Genomic DNA, 12588 nt, shown 5'->3' on the forward strand with positions numbered 1-12588 from the left:
CTGATACGTGACAGTTCACCGCCTGAGGCCACCTTGCCAAGCGGCTGGATCGGTTGGCCCGGGTTGGTGGTGACCATAAATTCCACCCGATCTATACCCAGCGGAGAGAGGCTGCTCTGGGCATCGGGGCGCACCTCGATGGCAAAGCGGCCATCGGGCATCGCCAGTTCGTGCATGCTGCTGGTTACCTTGGCGCCCAGCTCCTGGGCGTAACGCTGACGGCTCTGACTCAGGGCTTCGGCGGCCTGGACAAAAGCCTGACGGGCCTCGGCCAGCTCATCTTCCATCCCCTCTAACCGCTCCTCATCGGAGTTGAGGCGAGCAAGATCAGAGGCCAGCTCCTGATGGTACTGAGCCAGGTCTGCCGGTTTGACATGGTGCTTGCGGGCCAGATTGATCGCCTTGGAGAGGCGGGCCTCCAGCTCGTTAAAACGTTCGGGATCCAGCTCCAGCCGATCGAGATAGCTACGCAGTTCGCTGTGGCTCTCCTGCACCCCGATCAGCGCTTCGTTCAGCATCTCCAGTACCGGAGTGAGGCGGCTGTCCATGCTGACCAGCCCCTCGGCCCGATCGACGGCCGATTGCAGCAGGCCAGCGATAGTGGTCTCTTCGTTGTCATAGAGCAGATCGAGGCAGGCGCCGCACTCCTGCATCAACTCGGTGCCGTTTGCGAGACGCTGGTGCTCCTCCTCTATCTCCTCAAACTCTCCGGGTTGCAGGGCAAATTCATCCAGCTCCTGCACCTGATACTCGATCAACTGGCGACGTGCCTCCCGCTGCTGCTGCTCGGCCTTGAGCCGGCTGAGCTCGTTTTGCAGCTGGCGCCACTGCTGATAGTGCTGGCGCACGTCGCCCAGCAGCAGATGATGACCGGCATAGCCGTCGAGCAGGGCGAGCTGGTAGTCGGGTTTGAGCAGCATCTGGTGGGCATGCTGACCGTGCACGTTGACCAGCAGCTGGCCCAGATTCTTGAGCTGGGTGAGCGGGACGGGCACGCCGTTGATATAGCTGCGTGAGCGACCCTCGGCGGAGATGACTCGCCGCACGATACACTCACCTTCGTTTTCCAGTTCGTTGGTAGCGAGCCAGGCGCGGGCGGCCGGGTTGTTGTCCAGCAGGAAGCGGGCGCTGACCTCGCTTTTGTCGCTATCGGGTCGCACCATGCCGGCTTCGGCCCGCTCTCCGAGGCAGAGACCGAGAGCGTCGATGGCGATGGATTTACCGGCACCGGTCTCACCGGTGATGCAGGTCATGCCCGGTTGCAGATCGAGTTCGAGAAACTTGACGATGGCGAAGTTGTTGACGGTCAGCTGGGTCAGCATGGTCTCATCCTGTATAGGTCAACATTACTGTGTATGCATCCAGTATATACTGGTCTTATATACAGTAAAGAGGGCGCCACCATTTTTAACGAATAGAGGCCACCAGAGTGGTGGCCTGTGGGAGTGCAACAAGGTGAGCGTCAGTGAAAGGCTGACATCAGATCCGGATGGGCGGTGATCACCTCGTCCAGCGCCTGTTCCAGTCGACTTCCGCTGGTGATCAGCGGGTTGAGCACCAGGGCGCGCCAGGCGGTATGGCGGTTGCCGGTGATGGCGGCCTCGATGGTGAGCTGCTCGAACTCCTTCATTAATTGCAGCAGACGCAAGGTGTCTTGCGGGAAGGGGGCCACGTTGAGTGGCAGCGGGCCCGATTTGGTGATGAGGGAGCTCACTTCCACCGCGCACTCATCTGGCAGGCCGTTGATGGTGCCATTGTTGCGGGTGTTGACGTGCATGATGATGCGCTTGTCGTTGTGGATGGCGCTCATCAGTTCGCACGCTGCTTCCGAGTAATACTGGCCGCCGCGTCCTTCCAGTGCCTTCGGTTTCTCGGCGAGATCCGGGTTGCGATAGAGATCGAACAGTTGATGTTCGATGGCCTTGACCACCTCACCCCGGGTTCCTTCGCCACTGGCCTCACCGAGCTCCTGCTTGAGGATATCGTCACTCATGTAGTAGTAGCGCAGATAGGCACAGGGGATCATGCCCAGATTGGCCAGCAGATCCTTGGGCCAGGCAAACGGAGGAATATTGCGTGGAACCAGCGGATCCTGCCCTTGCGCGAGCTGGGCAATCACCTCACCGAGTTTATCCTTGCCCTGATGCTGGATCTGGCGCACGAAGATAAAGTGGTTGAGTCCCGCCACCTGCATGATGAACTCCTGCTCATTGTGGCTCTCCAGCAGGGTGGCGACCCCTTTTTGCATGATCACCGGCACGTTGCACAAGCCCACCGCCTTGATCTTGCTGTGGCGCAAGACGGCTTCGGTCACCATGCCCGACGGATTGGTGAAATTGAGCAACCAGGCATCGGGGCAGAGGCGCTCCATGTCGGCGGCGATCTGCAGGGCGATGGGAATGGTCCGGCAGGCGTTGGCAAAGCCGCCGAGTCCGTTGGTCTCTTGCCCAATCAGGCCATATTTCAACGAAATCCGCTCATCGCTGATACGGGCTTCCAGGCACCCGGCACGAAACTGGGAGCAGACGTAGTCGGCATCGCGCAGCGCCTCTTCCCGATCCAGCCTTGTTTCAACCCGTACCCCCAGTCCGGCTTTGGCCAGCATGCGGCGGGTGAGGGCGGCGATGATTTCCATCTTTTCGCGGCCATCGTCTATGTCGACCAGCCAGAGTTCGCGCAGCGGTAACTCGTGCTGGCGCTGGATCAATCCCTCGATCAGCTCCGGTGTGTAGCTGGAGCCGGCGCCGATGACCACAATCTTGAGTCCGTTTTTCATTGTCCACCTCATTAACAGGGATAGGGTTTGACCCTATTAAAGAGGGGCCAGGGCGGGCCGACAAACGAAATATGGGGCAGTATGGATTAGTCTGTTTAATCCATAAGGGGAAATGGCATACTGATGGCCTGCACCGCAACGCGCGTCATCACGAGGTTATCCATGCTGGTTCAACAGAACACCCTTGCCCTGCTGCACACCTTCGAGAGCACGGCCCGCCACCTCAGCTTCACCCGCGCGGCAGAGGAGATGAATCTTACCCAGGGGGCCATCAGCCATCGTATTCGCCATCTGGAGGGGTTATTGGGGTTTCGCCTGTTTATTCGCCTGACCCGCAAGCTCGAATTGACGGAGGAGGGGGCACGACTGCTGGCGACCCTGAGCCACTCCCTGCGCCAGATCAACGAGGAGATTGAAGATATCCGTGCTCAGGATCTGCGCGGCACACTCCATGTAGGGGTTGCGCCGACGCTGGGGCTCAACTGGCTGATGCCCAGATTACCGCGCTTCCAGCAGCGCTGGCCCGGGTTGAATGTGATGATGCGGGTTCGTGCCGGGGCGGTGGATTTCAACGAGGAGCGGGTGGATCTGGCCATTTATTACGGTGCAACCCGTTGCAGTGATCTGCACCGGGAGCTGCTGATGGAGGAGCGTCTGATACCGGTCTGCTCCCCCGCCTATGCCGAGCGATTCGGATTGCTGGCGGATCCGTCCCAGCTGGCGGAGGCCTGTTTTATCCATGCCTCGGAGTCGACCGATGTGCAGCAACTTTTCTCGGAGTGGCGGCTCTGGTGCGATGGTACTGGCATGACACTGCCCTATGAACAGCGCCACTACGGTTTCAATCACTATCAGATGGCATTGCAAGCCGCGCAAGGAGGCATGGGGGTGGCGATGGGACGGGAAGTGTTGGTGCGTGGCTTGCTGGAACAGGGCGCGCTGGTGGCGGTAGGTGGCCCGGCGGTGGCGGCCGGGCGCAATTACGAGTTGATCTCGCCGCGGGAGAACCGCGAGCGGCCGCGTTTTCGCGCCTTCAGCGACTGGCTGCGCAGCGAGGTGGTGCTCAGCCAGAGCACTGCGGCGCAGTCCGATCCCACAGATTAAAAGAGCTTGCTGCCCCAGCCTAGCTTGTTGCGCAGCACGTGGAAGTAGCTGTAGTCGAGGGGATGCACCAGATGGAGTTGGTGGTGGCTCTTCTTGATGAGGATCTCGTCCCCCGGATGGACCGCCAGTGTCACCTGGCCATCACAGCTCACCTGCATGGCATCGTCCTGATTGTCCGGCGAGACCAGCAGGCGCACTTCGCTGTCGGCATCGAGCACGATGGGGCGACTGCTCAGGGTGTGCGGGAACATGGGCACCAGCGTGATGGCGTTGAGCTTGGGGGTGAGGATGGCGCCACCTGCCGACAGGGAGTAGGCGGTGGAGCCGGTCGGGGTGGCGACTATGATGCCGTCCGAGCGCTGGCTATACATAAAGCTGCCATCGATATAGACCTCGAACTCGATCATGTGGGCGATCTTGCCCGGGTGCAGCACTGCTTCATTCACCGCCAGATTGCTCGACTTGCGCTCGCCGTGGCGATAGACCGAGGCCTCCAGCAGGAAGCGGTGTTCGCTCTTGTAGTGACCGGAGAGCACCTGCTCCAGCGGCAGCAGATAATCCTGTGGCGAGAGGTCGGTCAGAAAACCGAGGTTGCCCCGGTTGACCCCGATCACCGCCACATCGAAGCGCGATAGCACCCGCGCGGCTCCCAGCATGTTGCCGTCACCGCCGACCACGATGGCGAGATCGGTCTGCTGGCCCAGCTGCACCAGATCCATCACGTTTTCATCGAGGATGCTCAGGGTCTGGGCGACCCGGCTCTCCACCAGTACCCGAAAACCGCGGGCGGTCAGGTATTGATGCAGGCCGGTCAGCGTCTGGTTGGCCCCTTCATGGTGAGGTTTGCCAATCAGGGCGATGGTTTTGAACGGAGAATCCATAGTCTGTCGGGTCTGGGATGGGTATTGCGGGCCAGTATACAGTGCTTTGCCCCGCTTGTGACGCTCTCCCGTGTGACGGGGGCGGCTATCCCATTGAGTCAGCTGGCTAAAGGGTGAGCTGCAACGCCAATAAACAGCCGCTTGCGGCAGATCATCCCCCCTGATTGGCCTTTTACCCCTTGAAAGCCGGGGATGCATCCCCATAATAGCGCCAACATAGTCGGTCTGTTGTCGTCCGGTCGCTCAACCAGACGTCAGGGCCCTCATAAGTAACCCCGGAATTGGAGATGTCATGAACCACGAAGAGCAAAAGGTTGAAGCGATGGAGCAAGTGGAAGCCCAGCCAGTCGAGCCGACCGATGTAGACAGTGAAGTGACAGCCGAGCAGGCCCGCATTGCCGAACTGGAAGCGCAGCTGGAAACCGCCATCCAAAAAGCGGCGGAAGAGCGTGAACGCGCCCTGCGTACCGCCGCCGAGATGGAGAACCTGCGCCGTCGTACCGAGCTGGATGTGGAGAAGGCGCACAAATTCGCTCTGGAGAAGTTCGCCAATGAACTGCTGCCGGTGCTGGACAACCTTGAGCGTGCCATCGAACTGGCCGACAAGGAGAACGATGCCCTCAAGCCGATGATCGAAGGTGTCGAGCTGACCCTGAAATCCATGCAGAGCGGCGTGGCCAAGTTCGGTCTGGTGGCGCTTGACCCGCTCAACCAGCCGTTTGACCCCAACGCCCATCAGGCGATGAGCATGGTACCGAGTGCCGATGTGGCCCCGAACACCGTCATTGCCGTGATGCAGAAGGGCTACGACCTCAACGGTCGGGTGATCCGTCCGGCCATGGTGATGATCGCCAAAGCGGTCGACTGATTGGCTGTGGGTGCCCGAGCCCGCCCTGTGGCGGGCTTTTTGTTTCGCAGTGCAGCACCTGCTCATCTTGCCAGGTTTAACGGCTCAACGTGACTGCGCAACCATGACAAAGGGTGTGGTTTTTTAGGGTTGGGGCTTGAAGCTGCGTCTGGCGACCCCATATAGGTTGCAAGGCCACGGCGGCACAAAAAATTTGATGCCGGGAGCTTGAAAGCCAGATTGGCAGCCCCCACCTAGCCGTTAACGCATTAAGGCGAGTTCCTCGCCAGTTTATTCAAAGTATTTGGAGATTCGTCAAATGGGTAAAATCATCGGTATTGACCTGGGTACTACCAACTCCTGCGTCGCTATTCTGGATGGCGACACTGCTCGCGTGATCGAGAACGCAGAAGGCGATCGTACTACTCCGTCCATCATTGCCTATGCCGATGATGGCGAGATCCTGGTTGGTCAGCCGGCCAAGCGTCAGGCCATCACCAACCCGAAAAATACCCTGTTCGCTATCAAGCGTCTGATCGGTCGTCGTTTTGAAGATGAAGAAGTGCAGCGTGACCTGAAAATCATGCCGTACGCCATCGCCAAAGCTGACAACGGCGACGCCTGGGTTGAAGTGAAGGGCAAGAAAATGGCGCCGCCGCAGATCTCTGCCGAAGTGCTGAAAAAGATGAAGAAGACCGCCGAAGACTACCTGGGCGAGCCGGTAACCGAAGCCGTTATCACTGTTCCGGCCTACTTCAACGACGCCCAGCGTCAGGCTACCAAGGATGCCGGTCGCATCGCCGGTCTGGATGTAAAACGCATCATCAACGAACCGACTGCAGCTGCTTTCGCCTATGGCGTGAACAAGGTCAAGGGCGAGCGCAAGGTTGCCGTATATGACCTGGGTGGCGGTACTTTCGATATCTCCATCATCGAGATCGACGAAGTTGAAGGCGAAACCACCTTCGAAGTACTGGCGACCAACGGTAACACCCACCTGGGTGGTGAAGACTTCGACAACCGCGTCATCAACTATCTGGTAGACGAGTTCAAGCGTGAGCAGGGCATCGACCTGCGCAACGACCAGCTGGCTCTGCAGCGTCTGAAAGATGCCGCCGAGAAAGCCAAGATCGAGCTCTCTTCTGCCCAGCAGACCGACGTCAACCTGCCGTACATCACTGCAGATGCCACCGGTCCTAAGCACATGAACATCAAGGTGACCCGCGCCAAGCTGGAATCCTTGGTAGAAGACATGGTGAAGGACTCTCTGGAGCCGGTTCGTGTCGCCCTGAAAGACTCCGGTCTGGCAGTTGGCGAGATCGACGACGTGATCCTGGTGGGTGGTCAGACCCGTATGCCGCTGGTTCAGAAGACCGTTGCCGAGTTCTTTGGCAAAGAGCCGCGTAAAGACGTCAACCCGGACGAAGCCGTGGCCATGGGTGCTGCCATCCAGGGTGCCGTACTGTCCGGTGACAAGACCGACGTACTGCTGCTGGACGTTACCCCGCTCTCCCTGGGTATCGAAACCATGGGCAGCGTGATGACTGCGCTGATCGAGAAGAACACCACCATCCCGACCAAGAAGTCCCAGGTGTTCTCCACTGCCGAAGACAACCAGTCTGCCGTGACCATTCACGTGCTGCAGGGTGAGCGCAAGCGCGCCAGCGACAACAAGTCTCTGGGCCAGTTCAACCTGGAAGGCATCCGTCCGGCACCGCGCGGTCTGCCGCAGATCGAAGTGACCTTCGACATCGATGCCAACGGTATCCTGCACGTCTCCGCGAAAGACAAAGAGACCAACAAAGAGCAGAAGATCACCATCCAGGCCTCCTCTGGTCTGTCTGATGACGAGATCGAGCGCATGGTACGCGAAGCCGAAGCCAATGCGGCCGAGGACAAGAAGTTCGAAGAGCTGGTGCAGGCTCGCAATCAGGCTGATGGTCTGGTCCACTCCGTACGCAAGCAGATCACCGAAGCCGGTGAAGCCCTGCCTGCCGACGAGAAGAGCAAGATCGAAGCCGCTCTGAGCGAGCTGGAAGCGGCCATCAAGGGTGACGACAAGGCTGCTATCGAAGCCAAACAGCAGGCTCTGCTGGAAGCGTCCCAGAAGCTGATGGAAATTGCCCAGCAGCAGGCTCAGGCCCAGGGTGCAGCCGGTGCTGATGCCGGTCAGTCCTCCTCTTCTGCCAAGGCTGACGACGACGTAGTCGACGCCGAGTTCGAAGAAGTGAAAGACGACAAGAAGTAAGCCCTACCCAGATGGGCGGAGTCCGCTTCGCCCATCGGCTTGGTCAATGAATTCACGGGCGTTGGGTAACCAACGCCCGTCTGCGTAACCACAGGATGAGTATGTCGAAGCGCGATTTCTACGAAGTACTGGGTGTGGCGAAAGATGCCGACGATCGCGAGATCAAGAAGGCGTACAAGCGCCTGGCCATGAAGTATCACCCGGATCGTAACCAGGGTGATGCCGCATCCGAAGAGAAGTTCAAAGAGGTCAAGGAAGCCTACGAGGTCCTGACCGATGCCAACCTGCGTGCCCGATACGACCAGTACGGCCATGCCGGTGTTGACCCGAGCCAGGGTGGTGGCGGTCACGGTGGCTTTGGCGGCAATGCCGACTTCGCCGACATGTTTGGTGACGTATTCGGTGACATCTTCGGCGGTGGCCGTGGTGGTGCCCGTCGTGGCCCGGCCCGTGGCTCCGACCTGCGCTATACCATGGAGCTGACGCTGGAAGAGGCGGTACGCGGGGTCTCCAAGGAGATCAAGGTGCCGACCCTGGTTCACTGTGAAGTCTGTAACGGCTCCGGTGCCCACACCGGCAGCAGTGCCCAGACCTGCCCGACCTGCCACGGCTCCGGCCAGGTGCAGATGCGTCAGGGCTTCTTCGCGGTGCAGCAGGCGTGTCCGCACTGTCATGGTCGCGGCAAGATCATCAAGGACCCGTGCCGCAAGTGCCACGGTGAAGGTCGCTACCAGCGCACCAAGACCCTGTCGGTGAAAATTCCGGCGGGCGTCGATACCGGCGATCGCATCCGTCTCTCCGGCGAAGGGGAAGCGGGGGAAGCGGGGGCGCCGGCAGGGGATCTCTACGTACAGGTGCACGTCAAAGAGCACGAGATCTTCGTGCGTGACGGCAACAACCTCTACTGCGAAGTGCCCATCAGCTTCACCGCAGCCGCCCTTGGTGGCGAGATTGAAGTACCGACCCTGGATGGCCGCGTCAAGCTCAAGGTCACTCCGGAGACCCAGACCGGCAAGATGTTCCGCATGCGCGGCAAGGGCGTGAAGTCAGTGCGCTCCGGTCAGGTAGGGGATCTGATGTGCAAGGTGGTGATCGAGACGCCGGTCAACCTCACCGAGCAGCAGAAAGAGCTGCTGCGCCAGCTGGACGAGTCGTTCAGCGGTGCCGCTGCCAAGACCCACAAGCCGAAATCGGAAGGCTTCTTCGAAGGGGTGAAACGCTTCTTCGACGATCTGACCAGCTGATTTCAGCCACCCGAATAAACAGAGCCGGCCTTGTGCCGGCTCTTTTTTTGGTCTTTTGCTGTCAATCCGTGGTGCTGGCGCGCCAGAACAGTTGCTTGATATGGGGGGTGGATGGCCAGCTTTTGCATCAGGGCATCCAGCTCATCCAGGAGGCGATCAGGTAATGCCAGGATAAATCCGCTTTGTAAGGATCTGCGAGAGCTGCAACATGCAACCCGCGACGATTCTGACTCCGTTATCTACTGTCATGGCCCTTCTCCCTATCTACTTTAGGTGTTGCTAATTTAGTGTTGTTTTATACAATAGAACAAATATCAGCAATTGCTAATTTACTCTTATGCGCCAATTCGACGAGATGAACAGACATGCGACAGCCGCCGCCTCCCTGCTCAAGGCGTTGGCTCATCCCGAACGCCTGATGGTGCTCTGCCAGCTGGTGGAGGGGGAGAAGGGGGTCGGGGAGCTGCTGGCCCATAGCCAACTCGGGCAGTCGGCCTTCTCCCAGCAACTTTCGGTATTGAAGCGCTACGGCCTGATCCGCTCGCGCAAGGTTTCCCAGCAGATCTACTACTCGCTGGTGAGCGAGGCGGCCGCCGATGTGCTGGGGGCGCTGCAAACCCATTTTTGTCACTCAGAAAATAAGGAATCTTGATGATGGAAAGCCAATGGCTGCTCTCTTTGGGCGGCGGCATGCTGGCGGGGCTGTCGGCCCTGATCCTGATGTTGTTCAACGGCAGGGTTGCCGGGATCAGCGGCATTCTGGCCGGTGCACTGCAACACCGTGCGCCCTGGCGGGTGCTGTTTCTGCTGGGGCTGGGGGCGGGCGCCTGGTTGGCGCTGACCCTGGGCTGGGCCAGCATGCCCGCATTCACCACCTTGCCCGGCTGGCCGGTGGTGCTACTGGCCGGTCTGCTGGTCGGGGTCGGTACCCGTCTTGGCAATGGTTGCACCAGTGGCCACGGCATCTGTGGCATGGGGCGGCTTTCCCTGCGCTCCATCGTCGCCACCCTGACCTTTATGGCGGCAGGCTTTATCACCGTCTTCGTCACTCATCATCTGCTGTAAGGGGCTGATCGCCATGAAGTTGCTGACAAGTTTGTTTGCGGGTGTGTTGTTCGGGCTGGGGATGGCCATCTCCGGCATGGTGGATCCCGCCCGGGTTACCGGTTTTCTCGATCTGGCCGGGGCCTGGGATCCCAGCCTCGCCTTCGTGATGGGGGGGGCCCTGCTGGTCTTTATGCCGGGTTATTTTCTGCTGGTGAAACCCCGCCACCAGAGTGTGCTGGGTGAGCCCATCGCCGCCGTCCCTGCCCCCAGGCTGGATCGCCGTCTGATCGGCGGGGCCGCGCTGTTTGGCATCGGTTGGGGGCTGGCGGGGGTCTGCCCTGGTCCTGCGCTCAGTCTTATCACAAGCGGTCAGCCGCTGATCCTGCTGTTCATTGCTGCCATGGTGGTCGGGATTGTGCTGTTCGATCGTATTCTTGCCAACGGGCTGAGTCGTTAGAAACGAGTGCTCTGGCCCTCCATGCCTTTTGCGTCTGGATTGTGTGTGGCGGGATTATCCCTCGACTCGTAGGCCATCTCTTTTCGGGATCCAGCTCTCCACTCATATCACCCAGATGGTGATACGCTGGCATAAAATGTGCCCCGCCATTTCGTCGTCAGTGACTGGGGCCAAAGCGAAAGGATGCGCGATGAAGAGAGGTTGGTTGTGGTGGGGAAGTGGCGCCGTGGTGGCGGTGGCTGCTCTGGCATGGTGGTGGCGACCGCAGCCGACGCCGATCAGGCTGGCTGAGGTCGGGCGGGGGGATGTGCTGGTCACTGTGGTCAATACCCGGGCTGGCACCATCAAGTCGTGTCAGCGGGCCGGGCTCAGTCTGCCCGGTGGCGGCGTGGTGGAGCAGATCGCCGTCAAGGCCGGGGAGCGGGTAGCCCGGGGAGATCTGCTGCTGACCCTCTGGAGTGACGATATTCACGCCGATCTCGCCCGAGCACGCGCCCAGCAGGCGCTCGGCAAGACCCAGCGCGAGGAGCGTTGCAGCGAAGCGGCCTATTACGAGCGGGAGGCCAATCGCTTGGCCACCTTGCTGGCCAAAAACCTCACCTCCCGCACCCTCGCCGAGCAGGCCCAGAATCTGGCCGATACCCGCCGCTATGTCTGTCAGGCATCCCGTCAGCAGGAGCGGGTTGACGAGGCGCAGGTCGCCCAGGTGGAGGCTCGCCTGAGCGAGCGCCGCCTGCTGGCGCCGTTTGCCGGAGTGGTGGCGGAGGTCAACAGCAAGCTGGGCGAATACATGACCCCCTCACCGCCCGGAGTGGCCATGCCCCCGGTTATCGATCTCATCGACGATCGCTGTCTGTATGTCTCAGCCCCCATCGATGAGGTGGATGCTGCCCGCCTCAAGGTGGGCCAGTCTGCCCGGGTACTGCTCGACGCCATGCCCGGGCGCGATTTTGCCGCCACCGTCACCCGCATCGCCCCCTATGTGAAGGAGCTGGAGAAGCAGGCCCGCACCGTGGAGGTGGAGGCGGCGCTCACTGCCCTGCCCACCGATGTGCCCCTGCTTATCGGCTACAGCGCCGACCTTGAAGTCGAGGTGACCCGCGCCACCGATGTGTTGCGGGTGGCGGCCAGCAGCCGGGCCGATGATGGCAGCGTGCTGCGGCTGGAAGGGGATAAGCTGGTGCGGGTAATGCCTCGCTGGGGCGTGGAGAACTGGAACTGGATTGAGGTGGCCGAGGGGCTCGCTGCCGGTGATCGGCTGGCAGCCCAGCCCGGACAGATTGTCGGGGAGGGCCCTTTCAGCGCCGCCACGGAGCAGACGGATGAGTGATCTCATTCGCCTTGATGCCGTCAGCCGACGTTTCACTCTGGGGGGGAGCGAGGTGGCAGCCCTCGATCGCGTTTCCCTGCGGGTTGCCGAGGGGGAGTATCTGGCGGTGATGGGCCCCTCGGGCTCCGGCAAATCGACTCTGCTCAATGTGCTGGGGCTGCTGGATCGGCCCGATGAGGGGTGTTACTGGCTGGGAGGGGAGGACACCGCCACCTTGTCAGAACCGGCGCTGGCCCAGCTGCGCGGCCATCGCATCGGCTTTGTGTTCCAGTCGTTTCACCTTATCTCCCGCCTCACCGCCCGTGAAAATGTCGAGCTGCCGCTGATGCTGTGCGGGATTGCCCCTGCCGAGCGCCATCGCCGCAGCCAGCAGTTGCTGGGGGAGTTGGGGTTGGCCAATCGGGCTGACCACCGCCCTGCCGAACTTTCTGGTGGTCAGCGTCAGCGGGTAGCCATCGCCCGGGCCATGGCAATGGCGCCGCGGCTGATCCTGGCCGACGAGCCCACCGGCAATCTCGACTCCCGCTCCGGGGAGGAGGTGATTACCCTGCTGGAGGAGCTCAACCGGGAGCAGGGGATCACGCTGGTGGTGGTGACCCACGATCCGCGCCTCGGTGAACGGGCGGGCAGGCGGATCCTGATGAACGATGGCCG

Annotated in this window: 13 protein-coding genes and 1 pseudogene; 9 read left to right on the forward strand and 5 right to left on the reverse strand. The window is 60.7% G+C overall.

Features of this window, described 5'->3' with window-relative positions; translation table 11 throughout:
• Both recN and ACRAUW_RS13485 read right to left on the reverse strand, forming a co-directional pair.
• On the reverse strand, positions 1–1322 hold a 1322-nt coding region (gene recN / locus ACRAUW_RS13480), incomplete at its 3' end, for a DNA repair protein RecN (RefSeq protein ID WP_431362683.1).
• Between the two features lie 140 nt (positions 1323–1462).
• The gene (locus ACRAUW_RS13485; RefSeq protein WP_431362684.1) at positions 1463–2776 is read right to left on the reverse strand and encodes a 6-phospho-beta-glucosidase; all 1314 of its coding nucleotides are present in this window, start codon (positions 2774–2776) and stop codon (positions 1463–1465) included.
• A gap of 162 nt (positions 2777–2938) precedes the next feature.
• Here ACRAUW_RS13485 and ACRAUW_RS13490 point away from each other — a divergent pair, with 162 nt between their 5' ends.
• Positions 2939–3880 (forward strand): LysR substrate-binding domain-containing protein, encoded by a 942-nt coding sequence (locus tag ACRAUW_RS13490; protein WP_431362685.1) that lies wholly within the window; start codon positions 2939–2941, stop codon positions 3878–3880.
• On the opposite strand, the gene nadK is transcribed toward ACRAUW_RS13490, so the two are convergent.
• The gene (gene nadK / locus ACRAUW_RS13495; protein ID WP_421320076.1) at positions 3877–4761 is read right to left on the reverse strand and encodes an NAD(+) kinase; all 885 of its coding nucleotides are present in this window, start codon (positions 4759–4761) and stop codon (positions 3877–3879) included. The two genes, ACRAUW_RS13490 and nadK, sit on opposite strands and share 4 nt — an antisense overlap.
• Positions 4762–5053: 292 nt before the next feature.
• On the opposite strand from nadK, the gene grpE reads away from it, so the two are divergent.
• The 3 genes from grpE (at position 5054) to dnaJ (ending at position 9100) form a co-directional block, all read left to right on the forward strand.
• Positions 5054–5629, forward strand: a complete 576-nt coding sequence (gene grpE, locus ACRAUW_RS13500) for a nucleotide exchange factor GrpE (RefSeq protein ID WP_431362686.1) — start codon at positions 5054–5056, stop codon at positions 5627–5629.
• Between the two features lie 298 nt (positions 5630–5927).
• Entirely contained in the window at positions 5928–7856 is a 1929-nt protein-coding gene (gene dnaK / locus ACRAUW_RS13505; RefSeq protein ID WP_431362687.1) for a molecular chaperone DnaK, read from the forward strand.
• A 101-nt stretch (positions 7857–7957) separates the two neighbouring features.
• On the forward strand, positions 7958–9100 hold the full coding sequence (dnaJ, locus tag ACRAUW_RS13510) for a molecular chaperone DnaJ (RefSeq protein WP_033136595.1): 1143 nt from the start codon (positions 7958–7960) through the stop codon (positions 9098–9100).
• Between the two features lie 2 nt (positions 9101–9102).
• Here dnaJ and ACRAUW_RS13515 read toward each other — a convergent pair whose 3' ends face one another.
• The gene (locus ACRAUW_RS13515) at positions 9103–9228 is read right to left on the reverse strand and encodes a hypothetical protein (RefSeq protein ID WP_431362688.1); all 126 of its coding nucleotides are present in this window, start codon (positions 9226–9228) and stop codon (positions 9103–9105) included.
• Positions 9229–9265: 37 nt separating this feature from the next.
• A pseudogene (locus ACRAUW_RS13520) lies at positions 9266–9349 on the reverse strand (YgaP family membrane protein); the annotation flags it as partial.
• Positions 9350–9437: 88 nt separating this feature from the next.
• Here ACRAUW_RS13520 and ACRAUW_RS13525 point away from each other — a divergent pair.
• The 5 genes from ACRAUW_RS13525 to ACRAUW_RS13545 form a co-directional block, all read left to right on the forward strand.
• The gene (locus tag ACRAUW_RS13525; RefSeq protein ID WP_431362689.1) at positions 9438–9752 is read left to right on the forward strand and encodes an ArsR/SmtB family transcription factor; all 315 of its coding nucleotides are present in this window, start codon (positions 9438–9440) and stop codon (positions 9750–9752) included.
• Entirely contained in the window at positions 9752–10165 is a 414-nt protein-coding gene (locus ACRAUW_RS13530; protein WP_021231150.1) for a YeeE/YedE family protein, read from the forward strand. The genes ACRAUW_RS13525 and ACRAUW_RS13530 overlap by 1 nt, the downstream gene beginning before the upstream one ends.
• Before the next feature lie 13 nt (positions 10166–10178).
• Positions 10179–10604, forward strand: coding sequence for a DUF6691 family protein (locus ACRAUW_RS13535; protein ID WP_431362690.1), 426 nt, complete (start codon positions 10179–10181; stop codon positions 10602–10604).
• Positions 10605–10794: 190 nt separating this feature from the next.
• Entirely contained in the window at positions 10795–11934 is a 1140-nt protein-coding gene (locus tag ACRAUW_RS13540; protein ID WP_431362691.1) for an efflux RND transporter periplasmic adaptor subunit, read from the forward strand.
• The coding region (locus tag ACRAUW_RS13545) for an ABC transporter ATP-binding protein (protein WP_431362692.1) at positions 11927–12588 on the forward strand (662 nt) is incomplete at its 3' end. The genes ACRAUW_RS13540 and ACRAUW_RS13545, both read left to right, overlap by 8 nt.

Origin of the sequence: Aeromonas sp. (assembly GCF_050633025.1) — a bacterium.
In the GTDB taxonomy this organism is placed as follows: domain Bacteria; phylum Pseudomonadota; class Gammaproteobacteria; order Enterobacterales; family Aeromonadaceae; genus Aeromonas.